Origin of the sequence: Nostoc sp., assembly GCF_036919555.1 — a bacterium.
GTDB lineage: Bacteria > Cyanobacteriota > Cyanobacteriia > Cyanobacteriales > Nostocaceae > Nostoc.
On record NZ_JBALCS010000040.1, the window covers coordinates 1 to 15,408 of the forward strand.

Below are 15,408 nucleotides of genomic sequence, written 5' to 3' on the forward strand. Positions count from 1 at the left end.
TTCTATCGTCAGACTAGTGTCAGCGATCGCCTGTCCTAAATAATGACTCAAACCTATTACTAGCATAGATTTGGTAATTCGCGGATAGGTCTAATGACTATCGGCTTTTTACCAGGGGCATGTTTGACACATAGCAACCCACTTCGTCCCTGATCTTTATACCTTCTTAACCAACGAGTTACTGTTCCTTCATCCCGTCCTAAACGTTTAGCGATCGCTTGCCGACTTGTGACTTGACCACTTTTAAGCCAGTAGAGCATTTGTAATCGCTCTTTACTACTTGCTGTTGTCGCATATTTAACAGCTTTTTCCAATTCTTCAAGGCTTTCTTTAATCTCGACTTGCAATCTCAATCCCATCACGTTTAAACCAAATGCACCCTTTTGAAATTTAGCGCAGCTTCATACAGAAATGGTATAACTACTTTTTTAAAAAATGTCACGTTTTTTTTGATATATTCAAGTTATTAAAAACTCCAGGTTTAAGTAAGTAGATGTGAATAATTAAAGGCTATTAGCAAGGGTTTCAGCCCTTACTAATAGCCTATTTCATAACTTTACATTACGTAACATAGTTTAATTTATTCTTGCCTATTTACTTAGCTCTTTATTGAGTCAGTAAATACAGCAGATTGCAACAAGCGCCTCTGTACAGATTATTGTAAGGGCACAACATTGTTGTGCTCCTACCTGTTTACCTCATTTACCTAAAAAACGCTGTATATACAAAATAGTTGAGATAATTACTAAGATAATTTGATATCTCCGTTTAATTAGCCTTGACAGTGACAAGGATAAATTGTTAAGGCTTATAGTTAATAAGTGACTAATATCATGTCCGCTTGATTACTTATTAAACCCGAAGAACCCCACCCGCAACCCCTCCCGAAGAGCTCTTAGGGGTTGCGGGTGGGGTTCTTTTATTATGGGTAATTTGGCGGACATGATATAACATAGAACTTAAGACTTACGCATTGTACAAATCAATCATGGTATGTATTTACCAAAATAGGTCGTTTTAGGCTTTTATTAATCATTCTTTGATGCTAGACAGAATCATTACCAATTAACGGCAACAACAAGCGGCTAACTACCCGATTATCTGGTAATTGATAGAAATTCAACTCTCCTCCCAACTCCTGCATGAGGTTTTGGCAGATTAGCAGATGTAAACCTGGTGGTTGGTCGAGGTTGGAGTGAGCAAGCACATCTTTGGGTGTATTATCATGTAGCTCTGTGAGTAACTGTGGTTCGATCGCACCGTTGTATGTAATCGATAGTTCTAGCGATGTCTGATGATCAGTTTCTACACTTGCATCTAGTGGTTTAGACGTATCTAAACGGCGACACCAAATATCAATTCTGCCGCCGGTTTGAGAACGGTTACAGGCAGTAACCAATAATTCATGGATAACTAATTCAATTTTGACAATATCACCAGCGATCGCCATTGAAGATTGAGCGTTTAAGGTAGGAACACCTTTGGCTAATGAAGAGTTCTTTGGCGACTGTTTTTCCTCAATTTGTTGTCCCAAACCATGTACACCAATCCACAGCTTTTGTTGTTTAAGTAAATTATCGATGCGTTCGAGCGATCGCTTTAATAAACTGGCTATAGGCATAGTTTCCCAACTAATATGTAGCTGCCACTGCTCTAGTTTGAGCATTCCACTCATAGAGGTGGCTGTGTGGTCTAACTGCCGCAGCAATAGCTGGTAGCGCATCTGAGTCAGTTCATTAGTAGGAATGCCCAAATCATGTATTTGTTTAAGGGAATGGGTCGTTATTCTTTGAATTTCCTCTAGACGACGATGTTTGTACCAGTTAAGTTGTCGTAATTCCTCGGTTGTGGATTCTAGAAGTCGGGTAATTTGCTTTTCACGACGCCACCAGGCTAATTGAGAAATCAGAGTTGCTGTTGCACTGAGGCTTTGTTCTGACCAGCGACGCTCTTGATAGTCTGCCAGCAACACTACACCTGTGATTTCATCGTCAGCATTGGTACGTAATGCCATCACCAAAATTTGACCTTTGTCTGGAATATTCAACCATTTTCGGGTTCCCGTGGTTAAATTATCTACCTTCAAAGTCAGGTAAGTCTTCGTAGCAAGTGCCCACTGAATTAAGGCTTCAAACTGGATAGAAATAGATGCATCGGAAAAAATCCCAAATTTACTATTGTCAATCAGTCCAGGGATAATTTCTGCCCAACTTTCACCAGGCGACCAGGATAGGAGTATCGCTAGGGGACAGCCCAAAATGGATGCTATTTGTTCGAGTGCTGTGCGTTCTAAATGCTTTTTTTCGACCTCGATTTTGCTGTTCTGGGATTGTGACAGGATGCGTAGGCATTGCTCAAATGCCTGGGAAACTTTTTGCTGCTGGGTGGTGCGGTTATGTAATTGCCACTGACGAACAATTACACCAATCTGTTGACTGACAGCCCAGAGTAATTCCTTTTCCAAAGTTGTCCAAGAACGATGGGTTTCGTGAGTGATCACCAAAAGCGCTGCTGGTATATGCTCGTGAGTGCATTTACAAATAAGTAGCGATCGCACACCATTTTCTAGTAAAAGGGGACGCCAGTTAAAAAAGCGTAAATCTTCATCTAAGTTCTCAATTTCCACAGCTTGAGTTGAACGTTGCAAAAGCTGCCCATCTAATTCTTTGAGAGTATTAAGGGTAAATGTCAAGGAGCGGCGATTATAGGGCTGATTTTGGTAAATAAATTGATAATTATTCTGCTCTGGGTCATACTGCAACAGCAAAAATCGCGTCGCACCTAGTCGAGCTAAAACTCTTTTAGCACAGCTTTGTAAAGTTTCCTGAAGGTCATGTTCGCTATAAATACCTTGGGCAACTTGGCTAGTAAGTTGAGCATCCTCTTGAATCTGTTTGATAGTGCTTTCCATGCTTTCGGTAGGTGCAACCAGGGAGATTAAGCCAGCAACACCCTGGACGAAATTTTTCTCTGTCTCCATCCATATCCGAGGTTCATTGCTTTCTACCGCCAGAAAACCTACTAAGTCCTTTTGCCAGATGACAGGAGCTGCCAAGAGCGATCGTACCTTCAGCCGTTGCAGCAATTTTACCGTAAAATGACTCTTTAAAGAACTACGTGCATCACCAATCGAGACAATTTGGTTAACTGTCAAAGCATAATAAAAGTCGCTTAAGTCCTGTACAGTCATTCCTGCTGCTTGCTGAGTGCTGGAATTGCGATCAAGTTTGACAAGCTGATTGCTCATCCGACACCAAAAGTAGCGCCCTTCCCGCTCAAACCAGTAAACATTTGTCCGGCTAGGGGAGACAAATTTATGAGTTGCTTGCACTGCTGCTTCAAGTTTTTGATTGAGGTTAGTCAGGGTGCGTAAATTTCCCAGCAATTCTAATAATGGCTCGTCGGTTCTCTTGGTTTGCTTGTGCTGCAAATCCATCTCATTTTGATAAAGCACTGCCCCCAGCTCGCCTAAAACCATCATCAAACGTGCTTTTGCTTCCCCTGTGAGTAAGTAGCCCCAGCGTTCTGAACCTAGTAACAGCAAGCCTACGCAACGGTCTTTATAGCGAATTGGTAAAATAATCGTTCCCTTGATATGGAATTTTTGGGCAACTTTGTGCCATTGGGTGGCGCGGATTTCAGTTTGCAAATCAGCTACACCCAAGGGATGTTGTTCAATCACTACTTGCTCTAATAAATCCCCAGGATTGAGAACAACTCTTTGCCGTAAAAAGACCGTATCATTATCAGGTGTTATGCCTCCTTTGCCGAACAATATGTGATTCAGGCGATCATAAAGAGCAATCCAAATCAGTTTGTAGTCAAACTGTTCTTTGAGATAAGAAATAGTAGTTTCAATCAGAACGTCAACATTATCTTCTTCTCTGAGGCGTTGCAGGACACGTCCCAAGGAGATGATCTGCTGTTCGCCGGCTATAGGTTTTTGCGGCTGCCCCATCTGATTTATTGGTTAACATAGCTTGTAATATATCTGACTTTTCACGTTATATGGAAAAGTCAACGCAAAACCTAATCTCTTTGCAGGAGAGAAGGATGGAAGTGAGGTTTTCCAGATACCGTAAAAAATCAGGTAATTAATGTAGTATATAAGATGCTCAGAAAAGCATCCTGAGTAATATTGCTACGGGTGTTTGCTGAAAGTTCTAGCTAAGGGGTTCGTTGAAGTTAGATTATGGAGTACTAGGGAAATGGGCGAAACTTCGTCTGATGCTCTAGAGGAGCAGAGACAAGTCTCAGAAGAAAAGCGAGAGTCTGCTGAAGATTCCAGGCTCTCACAAGAAAACGAGCGAGAGTCTGCTGAAGACACTAGGTTATCACAAGAGGAGCAGCGACAGCTTGCTGAAGAAATGAGAAATTCTGCCGAAAAAACCCGGCAGTTTGCTGAAGAAATCAGAAATTCTGCCGAAGAAGTGCGGCAGATTGCCGAAGAAGTGCGGCTAACTAAAAAAGAACTCCTACAAGCTAAAGAGGAAGCACGGCAAGCTAAAGAGGAAGCACGGCAAGCTAGAGAAGAACTCCGACAAGCTAGAGAAGAACTCCGACAAGCTAGAGAAGAACTCCGACAAGCTAAAGAGTAAGCGCGGCAGTCTACTTAAAATAATTCGTAATTCGTAATGACGTTTGCGGACTCGCTAACGTCATTAAGTTTTGTAACGGGGATTTAAATTTACAGAATTAGCTGAATAACTTTTGCATGAAGTATCTTTTATGCCTAAGTGGGTAATTTTCTTGAAAAGCAAATACAGTGTAGCCTTGAGATTCATAAAATTCCTTAGCTTGAAACTCTAATGTTTCAAGATGAACCCCTACACAGTTTTGCTTTTGACCTTCTTTTTCAGCAATTTTAAGGATGTTGCTTCCAATCCCTTTGCCGCGTAAGTCTTCTTGAACAACTAGGATTCTTATATAAAGCCAATCGCAACCGATTTCACCCAGAACTCCACCCACAATCAAGCCTGATTCATCTCGTGCAAAAACTGCTATAGATTGCCACTCCGACAACGGAAAAAAATGTTGATTGAACTGGCGAATCATTTGGATGACTTTCATCCGATCCTGCTGAGTTACTTCCTGTTCTAACTGAACTGTAATCATCCTGATAAAAGCTAATGGATATTTATAAATTTGCCATTCGTCCGCTTTTGTTCAATGTAGTAAAAACCGATTCCGAGTGGTTACACCAGCAGACGATTCGCAGTTTTAGTTGGCTATCGCAAACAGGCATCCGCCAAAGAGCTAGTTGGGTAAACCAACGCCTAAAGCAGTCCTTATGTCTGTATGATTCACGCCTACAACAAAATTTGTTTGGGCTAAATTTCCCAAATCCCGTAGGGTTAGCAGCTGGTTTCGACAAGGATGGAGTAGCTACTGGCATTTGGTCTAACCTGGGTTTTGGCTTTGCGGAACTAGGAACTGTAACTTTTCACGCACAGCCAGGAAATCCGCGTCCCCGTTTGTTTCGCTTGCCGTTGGATAAAGCTGCTCTCAATCGGATGGGCTTTAATAATCGTGGTGCAGCAGCAATGGCGGCACGATTAGCACAAGAAAAGCATGAGTTAACCCAGTCAATACCTATAGGGATAAATTTCGGTAAATCTAAGGTAACTCCCCTAGAAGCAGCCGCACAGGATTATCTCGATAGTTTTCGCTTACTCAAGGATTTGGGAGACTATTTTGTTGTTAATGTCTCTTCCCCCAATACACCGGGGTTGCGATCGCTCCAAGATGCTTCTATGCTCAGTGGCATCTTAGAATTATTGCAACAAGAAAATACTACACAAAAACCGATTTTTGTCAAGATAGCGCCAGATTTAGAATGGTCAGCGATCGCTGATATTATAACTCTTGCTAAAACCTACCAACTGGCGGGAATTATCGCCACTAACACCACCATCTGCCGTGATGGACTAAAAACCCAGGTGATTGACCAAACGGGCAAATCACCCCAGGATGAAGCTGGCGGAATTAGTGGTGAACCATTGCGCGATCGCTCCACTGAGGTAATTCGTTTTATTTGGCAGCAAACCCAAGGACAAATCCCGATTATTGGCGTTGGTGGTATCTTTTCTGGTGAAGATGCTTGGGAGAAAATTACTGCTGGTGCTAGCTTGATCCAGGTTTATACAGGCTGGATTTACGAAGGACCACTGATGGTACGCCGGATTCTTTCAGGTTTGCTTACCAAGTTAGAAGAAAGCGGATTAAATTCCATCAACGAAGCTGTGGGTTTAGAATTCAAAAATCAAAAATATTAATTATTTTTGATTTTTGAATTGTTTAACCTTCTTCCTCCAGTGGGAAAAACTCCTTAGTTTTTTCTGAGTATGACCAGGCAATAGCATCAGGGTCTCTGCTGCGACTCCACTCAGGAAACTCTGGATCATTTCGCCGTTTATAAACAGTGCTGGAATAGACATTTAGCCGTTTGGCAAGTTCAGATTGGATCAGAGAGCCAAAAACTAACTGTTTTTCCAGTGATCGTTTAGCCTCCTCATGGTTTGGTTGTGGGAGTGATTCGGTTTCTAGTTGTTCCTCCTGTGGCGTTGGTGGTGGTGGTGCTAGGAGCGATCGCGCAGTTTTAGTAACTGGTTGAGTAGGAAGTTCTTTAACAGGCTCACTACTGTCAAGAATATTGCCGAGAATGCTGGCAGTTATAAAGTAATAAGACTGCCCTGCATCTTCAGAGTTGACTATACTCGCACCAAATTCCGAGGCTTTTCCATCCAAGTAGCGTTTTGCCGTTGTTCCAGGAAAATTGCCCTTGATTGCCAAGTCCATTGGCGTAAGTCTGCCTTGATTTTCGCGAACCAACTGATGAAAAATTGGGTTAACTCGCACAGTCCACTGTTGCCATTGATATTCCTGCCAAAGCTTGAAGCCAATTACCAGCAAAATTACCGCCAGTAAAATTCTCCAGGTAGTAACCAGAAAAATAATCAAAAACGAGATGGGCAAAAGTAGAACGAGAAAAGCCTTGCCGTAACCTTCTATGGGTTTTTCACTCATGCCGATTTTTGCCAAGTGAATTTTAGGAAATAATACTATCTATATTGGCAAAAATTAAGACACTTTTTTGTATCTTTTGGCCAAGTTGCGGCAAATTTGCCGGCAAAACCTTTATTTAGTGGGTGTTATATCCTTATCACCTTTCTGCTTATCTTCAATTAATTAGCGATCGGGCAGAAGTTTTTTCCAGAGAAAATAAGAGGGTTTTGACAAGAGCGATCGCAATCTAGTGTGGATAATAAATATCCCCGCAAAATTCTGAGCAGCAGCTCGCTTGTGCCGCTCATACTTCTCTTTGCAAAGCAATAATTCTAAATTAGCTTGCCAGCCCCTTGACAACAAATAATACATATACTACATTAATAATACAAGTCAACTTTCATTAGGGAGTTAGCTTTCACCAGTAGCGGATAGCTCAAATGACAGAGCGCCCACCTTGCCCGGAAAGGCCGACGGATCGAGGGTTATTGCATATAACTAAAACACCCTTGATCAAACTTCTGGAGGTGCAGGTAAAAATCCTGTTTCGCTACACCAAACTAATTTTAGATTTTGGATTGAATCTAAAATCTAAAATTTAAAATCTAAAATTTTTCATGTGGTGGGTAGCTCAGTGGTTAGAGCGCCTAAATATCCTTATTCACCCCTTGCCTGAAAAGGCCGATGAATTGAGGGTTATCGCCTGCCAAGCGGGAGGTGGCGGGTTCGATTCCCGCTCCACTACACCAATTAATTTTAGATTTTAGATTTTGGATAATGGAATTGAATTTAAAATCTCAAATCCAAAATTTTATGTGGCGGGTAGCTCAGTGGTAGAGCGCTAAACATCCTTCTTCACCCCTTGCCTGAAAAGGCCGACGAATTAGGGTTATCGAATAGGGTTCGAGAGGTCGCGGGTTCAAATCCCGCTCTGCTACACCAAATAATTTTAGATTTTGGATTTGCGATTTGGGATTAAATTTAAAATCTAAAATCCAAAATCCCAAATTTTCATGTGGCAGGTAGCTCAGTGGTAGAGCGCCGAAAAACATCCTTCTTCACACCTTGCCTGAAAAGGCCGACGAATTAGGGTTATCGCCTGTTAAGCCGGATGTCGCAGGTTCAAATCCTGCTCTGCCACATTTCATTTTTGCCCGCAAGGGCCGGGAGATGAAGCGATGAATTACAATTTTTTCACTAAAAATAAAACAACTACATCACAAAATCAGCCTATCCCCGGACGAGAAACAGAGATGATTCAGGGACGTTCCGGTGGCTTTATGTTTGATGCTGGCATTTGGAAAATGCTGCGCCGTTGTCTTTTGGTTGGCACAGCAAAAAGCACTTACTACGCTGGTAAACAGGAATTAACTGAAGATTTTGTGACAGTTGTCAGACAAGCCGTTGCCGAAAATCCCAGCCGTGTAGCGGAAGAAATTTTGTATGCTAGCGATGGACGCGCCATCAATAACAGTGCGCCTATCTTAGCTTTGGTGCTGCTATCGATGGGTGAAGCACCACAAGCAAAACAGGCGTTTGGTGAAATCTTCCCGCAAGTTGTTCGGACTGGTAGCCACTTCTACGAATGGTTGAACTACACCAAATCTTTACGGGGATTTGGCAAAGTAGTGCGGGAAGCTGGTAAAACTTGGCTCTCAAGGGAAGATGTCAAGGGTTTAGCTTATCAACTGTTGAAATATCAACAGCGTCAAGGCTTCTCCCACCGAGATGCGTTGCGGTTGTTCCATGTGAAACCGCCTACAGAAAATCACCGTCAACTATTTGAGTGGGTAGTTAGAGGCTGGGAAGAATTGCCAGCAGATATTCCCTCAGAGGCGTTGGCGCAGATTTGGTGGTATGAGTGGCTCAAGCGAAATCCTACCCAAACCCATGAAGCTATTTCCCAAGGACGCTTAACCCACGAAATGGCTGCACCTGTGGGCAAAATGGATCAGCAAGCTTGGCAGCTGCTATTTCAGGAAATGCCAATAGGTGCAATGCTGCGTAACTTGGGTTCTTTAACTGAACTGGGTGTGTTGCGAGCCGATGAAAGCGCCAATTTGCTGCAAGTGGAAGCAGTTCTTAATCGCAGAGAACATCTGCGTAAAGGTCGCATCCATCCGATTGATGTTTTGAAAGCACTCAAAACTTATGAATCTGGTGGAACATTAGGACGCAGTAAGAAAACTTGGAACCCAGTTCCTCGGATTGTGGACATCTTAGAAAAGGCGGTTGAACTATCTTTTGATGTTGTGAAACCCACAGGTAAAGTCTTCATGCACGCCGTAGACGTTTCTGGTTCTATGGGTAGCTTGGTTGCAGATATGGGGCTGAGTTGCTGTGAAATTGCCACCACAATGGCACTAGTAACAGCAAAAGCAGAGAAAAACTACATGATTCGCGGCTTTGCTACCGAATTTCGTGAATTGGGTATCACTGCCAAAGATAGTTTTAGTTCTGCGGTTCGCAAAGCTAGCAACCAAAACTTTGGTGGAACCGATGCATCTGTGGCTTACGACTGGATGATTAAAAATAAGTTCAAGGCAGATGTTGTCTGCTTTTGGACTGACTCAGAAAGCTGGGCTGGAAATAAGCATCCAAGTCAAGCGCTAAAACAGTACCGGAAAAAGGTGAATCCCAACGTCAAGGCGGTGTATGTCAGCTTGACACCTTACCAAATTACCTTGGTAGATCCTGAAGATTCGCTGTCTTGGGATTTGGCAGGGTTCGATCCGGGTACGCCTCGGATCATCCAAATGCTGGCTACGGATGAGTTGTAGATATTGCTGAAGGGTAAAGGATGAACACTTTATCCTTCATGCTTCATGGCGGGTTATCCCTGTTCGCAACTTGCCTTTCGGGGCCGAAGAATTTAGGGTTATCGGTTATGTCTCCACCATTGTGGGGATTAGCGGGTTCAATCCCCGCACCCGCCTTTGTTTTTCATTTTTACCTCACGCAAAGAAGAAGGCGATTTAATTTTTGAATGGTCGTTTTTCTATTTCAGCGATGCGTAAGAGTAGGGTGTCTTCGATGTGCGATCGCATTTCTCAAACTTGTGAGTTAAAATTCTGCTAATTAAGTCAAAAATTTTGCTATGAATGTACTGTAATGTTCTTCATTTATTCTTAGACTATAAATTGCTTGTTTTACTTCCTCAATTTGTTGATAAAATGACAGTTTATCAAATATTTGTACTACTTTTTCCAACTTTACTTTGATTTCATTAAAAGCTTCTTTACTTTCGTTACTTTTTGTAATTTGATGTAAAAATATTCCCGTAAAATCCTGACATTCAGCTAAGGAGCGAAGTAAATTAATCATTAATTTATCCTCTTTAACTCTTGTCGCTATCAGCAAAGCTGTTTCAAAAAAACATTGGCTAACTTTCAAACTTCTTTGGTAATACTCAAATTCCTTGCTACTTGCTATAAAATTTCCTTCCCTTTGATCGATTATTCCTAATACTTGTGTAGTTAATGCAAATTTATAAAGTGTTATACCTAAATTACTATAACAATCAACATATTCAAAAACCATATTTTTGATAGCTTTCAAGAAAGGATTATCTAATACCTTTGGGTCTTGTCTTAACTCTTCAAAAGAATCTGAGCCATAAAATTCCATAGCATGATAAACAACTTCTAAAGCAATTGTTTCCTGTTTAGTAAGTTCTTGTTTTACTGCTGTTTCTGCACTTTCTATATTTAGATACATTTGTTCTTGAGTATCATTCACTTTCGTAAAATTAATTTTTGGGATAATTGTTTGGCAGTTATTAGATATTAATGTAGATAAAAATATTCCGGCTTCAGCATGAGATTGTTTACAATCATCTGTTAATTTAAGTCTTTCTATCGCTTCTTGGCGGATAACTTCATATAAATAGTATCCTTCACTGCTAAACTTCACTAAAGCTCTGTTTTTTAAATCCCTGATAAATCGGCGTTGATTTTGCTCATTTTGCTCATCCCAAAGTAAGCAAAAAATTCCTTTTTCAGATATTACAGGAATATATTGATAACGGTAACATCCTAAGCGACATAAAAGTTTATAGACTTGGGGATTATCTTGTTGAAGTTTGTTAAACTGGCGTTGAACAAGTTTTTCTAGATTTTCTAGAGTTGGATGCCTCAATAGATCATCACGATTATCCTGCCAGTAAACTTTTAAATTTCCTTGTGATTCCTTTAAAATTTCAGGACTCAGGAGAGACATAGCAAAGGCATTTCCGCCATAGGCTCGATTTATTTCATAAAGAGCATCAGTATCTATAGTAATGTTGCGACTAACAAAATAATCCCCCCAAGCTTCATGTTTCAACTCTTGTAGCCAATAATATTGAAAATTTTTAAGCTTGATTAAGTCGGGTTCATGCAGTAACTCACAGCTTGTGATCAGGGTGAATGACTGCACACTTTGATGAGCAAGTACTGTTAATAGTTCTATATAGTTACTATTATGAGGTTCTCTAAATTCGCCATTTCTCAAAGCAAATTCAAGATTATAAATTAACACGCCGATTCTTTGTTCTTGGAGCTTGCTTTTAAATTGCTCCATCATAGTCATAAAATCTTGTTCTGGATTCTCCTTAAAATGATATCTGAGCTTGACTCTAACCCAATCTTCTAATGAGTTCAGGTTTTGAGATGTACTTCCTACACGCAGTTCAAGATATTCTAAACCTTGAAGCTCAAACCATTTTGTAGCTAAGGTTGTTTTACCTATACCGCCCTCTGCGTGAATTAGAATAACCTTTGCACCTTCGTTAACAAAGTTGTCGAGGTGTGCGATCGCATTCTCACGCCCAACAAAATCAGGATTTTCAGATATCGTTTTATCTTCACCGAAATTTTCAGTTTGTGATAACTCTGAAGTATTTTGATTTAATAACTCAGGTTTGTACTTGGCAAATAAAGCAATCAATTCTGGAAACTTTGAACGGCGTTCGTCTGAAAATTCATTATTTAAGCCAAATAACTTACAAATTTCCTCACGATGTTTTCTGACAGTTGGTTTCTGAATATGTAAAGAATTAGCGATCGCTTCATCTTTTTCGTTAGCAAGTAGTTTCAGCAGTACCTCTCGCCGCCTTTGAGTTAAGCGATTAAACACTGCATTAAAATGTTGTTGATTCATAACTATCAGCCCATCACAACCACGGTACACATCTGTGTACTCGATATACTCGCAAAGACTCACAGCATGTGTATTACTTGTGTACTAGGCTAACGCAAAAGTTGATGTAGTAATTCACCACTCACAACTTATGAAATCTACATACATCAACGGACGATGCTACTATCAAGGCAATGGTGGCGTTCTTCTTCCTGGTGTCACCACAGTTTTAAAAGCAACACAGCCACCGCAGTCTCTAGCCGCCCTCTCTTGTTGGCGCAATAAAGTTGGCGATGCAGAAGCAAATCGAATCGCTGCTAACAGCCGTCATCGAGGAAATGCCTTACATCAGTTGATTAAAGAATATCTGCAAGGTTACTCGCCCAAACCTGACAACAGCCTGATTCAGCCTTATTGGGATAGCGTTCAATCTGTGCTAAACCAACTTAGCGATGTTCAACTGGTTGAAGAAGTTGTGCCTAACTATCAGGAAGTTTACGCCGGGAAAGTTGATTTAGTTGCTCGTTATCAAGGCGTTCCGTATGTAATTGAATGGACTACAGCCGAGGAACCAAAACTGAGATTTGATAAGCTTTATGACAAGCCTTTACAACTAGCTGCTTATGGTGGTGCGATAAATCGGTATTATAGCGATTGTCTTTTTAACTCCAAAATTAACCATGCTCTTATCGTTGTAGCCTTGCCAGGTGAAGAAGCAGAGATTTTTGAATTTGATCGTGCAAGGCTAATTCATGTCTGGCATCAATGGCTTAATCGGTTGAATTTTTTCTTCAGTGCAGTTGCTGCCTAGAAGCGCGATCGCAAAGCTCGTAGGTGTAACTCTGTTCAAATATTAAACCGAGTCGGATAGCTTGGTAGGTTGCAAAACCGAACAGTTGTATTCACCTTGGGGATATCTCACTACAGGATCATCTTGTAGACAACCAGCCGTCTGTTCAAAAAAACCAGAAGGCCACCCCAATTCTTCAGGTGTTTTTACCTGCACTGGTGCTTCAATGTGACCTTTTGCTGCAAACATCTTGAGAGCATCAACGATTACTTCCTCTGGCGAAGCATACTTACCACTTTCAATCTGAGTTTGGATGAATTGCTCTATCTCTGGATTTAAAAACACATTCATAGATTTATTTACAAGGGTGTTTTTCCATAACTATTTTAGTCTTAGGTGAGATTGTAACTGAAGATTAGGCTGTTATTTATATGCTTTGGATCAAAAGCGCGATCGCATACCTACCAAAACTAAGCGATGTCTACGACGGGCTACGCCTACGCAAACATTTACCTCTGGTAGAATAGACAAGATATTTTTTTAGCAAGATAATGTAATATAACTTAGCAATATTCGGGCGCTCGCTGTTCCTTTTGGATGTAATTACTATTAATGCGGCAATGTGCTAAATATCAGCCTGGTTTCATCCCAAATTGTCCACCCAAAGACAGTAGATGAAGTTTTGTCTGAATAACTATAAGGGATGAAATAGCTCTGCTTTCCAAAAAGTAAAAAAGGAACAGATTTTTATGACATTTGATTACGATTTGTTTGTCATTGGTGCTGGGCCTGGGGGATTGGCAGCAGCTAAAAAAGCAGCTAGTTACGGTGTCCGTGTAGCTGTTGCTGAACAAGAAGCCATCGGTGGAACCTGTGTAAATCGCGGTTGTGTTCCCAAAAAACTGATTGTCTACGCCGCTGACTTCGCCCTGCAAAATCAAATAGCGCACAGTTATGGGTGGAGTGACTGTCAAACATACTTTGACTGGACATTATTTATTAAGTCAGTACATCAGCATATTGACAGGGTTAACCAATCCTATTTTCAGCAATTGCAAAAAGCTGGAATTGAATTAATTTCTCAACAAGCCACTTTCATTGATGCCCATACTATCAATATTGATGGACGCAAAGTTACAGCCGACAAAATTTTAATTGCTGTCGGCGGACAACCCCTCAAGCCCAACATCCCAGGTATAGAATACGCCATCACATCCCGCGAGATGTTTCAGCTACCTTATTTGCCGAAACGTTTAGCAATTATTGGCGGCGGCTACATTGGCGTAGAATTTTCCAGCATGATGCACGCTTTTGGCTGCGAGGTGACGGTAATTGAAAAAGACGAGATGATTTTATCAGGGTTTGATAATGATATTCGCTCTGCGGTACAACAGGGTTTGAGTAAACGGGGAATTAAGTTATTCACCAACAGCACCAGTCAAGAAATCAAATTCTCAGAAGAAGGTTTGTTGTTAACTATTACTGGTGAGAACCGAGAAATAATTACAGCAGATACCATCTTAGTTGCCACAGGTTACGCTCCAAATACCAAGAATCTTGGTTTGGAAAATGCCCATGTTGAACTCGGTGAAGATGGTGCAATTAAAGTAGATGAATACAGCCGCACCAGCCAAGAAAACATTTTTGCTGTGGGTGACTGCACCAGCCGCGTGCAACTATCTCCAGTGGCTCAGGCAGAAGGTATTGCCTTTGCCGATACAGTTTTTGGGAACAAGCCGCAAAAACTAAATTATGATTATGTGCCCACTGCTGTTTTTTGCCGTCCAGAAGCGGCTAGTGTGGGGTTGACAGAGGCGAAAGCACGGGAAAAATTTGGTGAATCTGTACAATGCTACTGCACCCAGTTCCAACCACTGTTGTATCAGCTAATCGAACAGAATGAGCCAACCACTATGAAGTTAGTGTTAAATGGTGATTCTGGGCAAGTCTTGGGTGCTCATATGGTGGGTGAAGACGCAGCAAATATCATTCAAAGTCTCGGCGTGGCAATTCGCAAGGGCATTACCAAGGAAGACCTGGATGAAACAATAGGCATTCATCCCACAGCAGCAGAAGAATTCTTGTCGTTAAATTAAAATCATGTGCAGGGCTAAGTGAAAAAGGCACGAACAGACAAAGGGGCGAGGTGTATGGGAGAAAATCCTTCTTCTCTGCTCCCCGCCCTTGTGCCCAATTATCGTAAATTAAAGGGTTTAAGACCTGTACCATTACAAGTAGCCCCAGTTTCACAGGACTTATGCAAAAACTCTCTTAAACTCTTATTCCTTCTCCTTCGGAGACGCCAAGGGCGAACGTGTACTTCTCTACGAGACGCTACGCGTAGCTTGCTTCCCCGAAGGGGTACGCGTCCTTTGCGGTTCGTTTTTCCGTTACTGGTGCGTAATATCATGTTCGGATAATCACTTATGATAAAAGTAGGGATGAAAACGCTGAACTATGCCGAAACGAATCAGTATAACCACGCATTTAGATAT

At 41.4% G+C, this 15,408-nt stretch carries 11 protein-coding genes and 3 tRNA genes; 8 read left to right on the forward strand and 6 right to left on the reverse strand.

Features of this window, described 5'->3' with window-relative positions; all coding sequences use genetic code 11:
• Nucleotides 1–59: 59 nt before the first annotated feature.
• Entirely contained in the window at nt 60–359 is a 300-nt protein-coding gene (locus tag V7K36_RS12405) for a helix-turn-helix domain-containing protein (RefSeq protein WP_335116087.1), read from the reverse strand.
• Between the two features lie 686 nt (nt 360–1,045).
• Nucleotides 1,046–3,958: a sensor histidine kinase gene (locus V7K36_RS12410; RefSeq protein WP_335116089.1), complete on the reverse strand. Its 2,913-nt coding sequence runs from the start codon at nt 3,956–3,958 to the stop codon at nt 1,046–1,048.
• A gap of 250 nt (nt 3,959–4,208) precedes the next feature.
• Here V7K36_RS12410 and V7K36_RS12415 point away from each other — a divergent pair, with 250 nt between their 5' ends.
• Entirely contained in the window at nt 4,209–4,598 is a 390-nt protein-coding gene (locus tag V7K36_RS12415; RefSeq protein WP_335116091.1) for a hypothetical protein, read from the forward strand.
• Nucleotides 4,599–4,695: 97 nt separating this feature from the next.
• On the opposite strand, the gene V7K36_RS12420 is transcribed toward V7K36_RS12415, so the two are convergent.
• A complete protein-coding gene (locus V7K36_RS12420) occupies nt 4,696–5,070 on the reverse strand; it encodes a GNAT family N-acetyltransferase (protein ID WP_335116093.1) in 375 nt (124 codons plus the stop codon).
• 59 nt (nt 5,071–5,129) lie between these two features.
• Between V7K36_RS12420 and V7K36_RS12425 the strand changes: the two genes are divergently transcribed.
• Entirely contained in the window at nt 5,130–6,275 is a 1,146-nt protein-coding gene (locus V7K36_RS12425) for a quinone-dependent dihydroorotate dehydrogenase (RefSeq protein ID WP_335116095.1), read from the forward strand.
• Nucleotides 6,276–6,297: 22 nt separating this feature from the next.
• On the opposite strand, the gene V7K36_RS12430 is transcribed toward V7K36_RS12425, so the two are convergent.
• Nucleotides 6,298–7,026 carry a hypothetical protein gene (locus V7K36_RS12430; protein ID WP_335116097.1) on the reverse strand — a complete coding sequence of 243 codons (729 nt, stop codon included), beginning with the start codon at nt 7,024–7,026 and terminating at the stop codon, nt 6,298–6,300.
• 598 nt (nt 7,027–7,624) lie between these two features.
• Here V7K36_RS12430 and V7K36_RS12435 point away from each other — a divergent pair.
• From V7K36_RS12435 to V7K36_RS12450, 4 genes are all read left to right on the forward strand, one after another.
• Nucleotides 7,625–7,754 (forward strand) — tRNA-OTHER (locus V7K36_RS12435).
• 66 nt (nt 7,755–7,820) lie between these two features.
• Nucleotides 7,821–7,947: transfer RNA gene (locus V7K36_RS12440), tRNA-OTHER, on the forward strand.
• Nucleotides 7,948–8,020: 73 nt separating this feature from the next.
• Nucleotides 8,021–8,147 (forward strand) — tRNA-OTHER (locus V7K36_RS12445).
• A gap of 36 nt (nt 8,148–8,183) precedes the next feature.
• Nucleotides 8,184–9,785 (forward strand): TROVE domain-containing protein, encoded by a 1,602-nt coding sequence (locus tag V7K36_RS12450; protein ID WP_335116098.1) that lies wholly within the window; start codon nt 8,184–8,186, stop codon nt 9,783–9,785.
• A 298-nt stretch (nt 9,786–10,083) separates the two neighbouring features.
• On the opposite strand, the gene V7K36_RS12455 is transcribed toward V7K36_RS12450, so the two are convergent.
• Nucleotides 10,084–12,144 (reverse strand): LuxR C-terminal-related transcriptional regulator, encoded by a 2,061-nt coding sequence (locus tag V7K36_RS12455; RefSeq protein WP_335116100.1) that lies wholly within the window; start codon nt 12,142–12,144, stop codon nt 10,084–10,086.
• Between the two features lie 130 nt (nt 12,145–12,274).
• On the opposite strand from V7K36_RS12455, the gene V7K36_RS12460 reads away from it, so the two are divergent.
• On the forward strand, nt 12,275–12,934 hold the full coding sequence (locus tag V7K36_RS12460) for an exonuclease (RefSeq protein WP_335116102.1): 660 nt from the start codon (nt 12,275–12,277) through the stop codon (nt 12,932–12,934).
• A gap of 42 nt (nt 12,935–12,976) precedes the next feature.
• On the opposite strand, the gene V7K36_RS12465 is transcribed toward V7K36_RS12460, so the two are convergent.
• Nucleotides 12,977–13,264, reverse strand: coding sequence for a ribbon-helix-helix domain-containing protein (locus V7K36_RS12465; RefSeq protein WP_335116104.1), 288 nt, complete (start codon nt 13,262–13,264; stop codon nt 12,977–12,979).
• Nucleotides 13,265–13,662: 398 nt separating this feature from the next.
• Here V7K36_RS12465 and gorA point away from each other — a divergent pair, with 398 nt between their 5' ends.
• Nucleotides 13,663–15,009 (forward strand): glutathione-disulfide reductase, encoded by a 1,347-nt coding sequence (gorA, locus tag V7K36_RS12470; protein ID WP_335116106.1) that lies wholly within the window; start codon nt 13,663–13,665, stop codon nt 15,007–15,009.
• Nucleotides 15,010–15,408 lie beyond the last annotated feature (399 nt).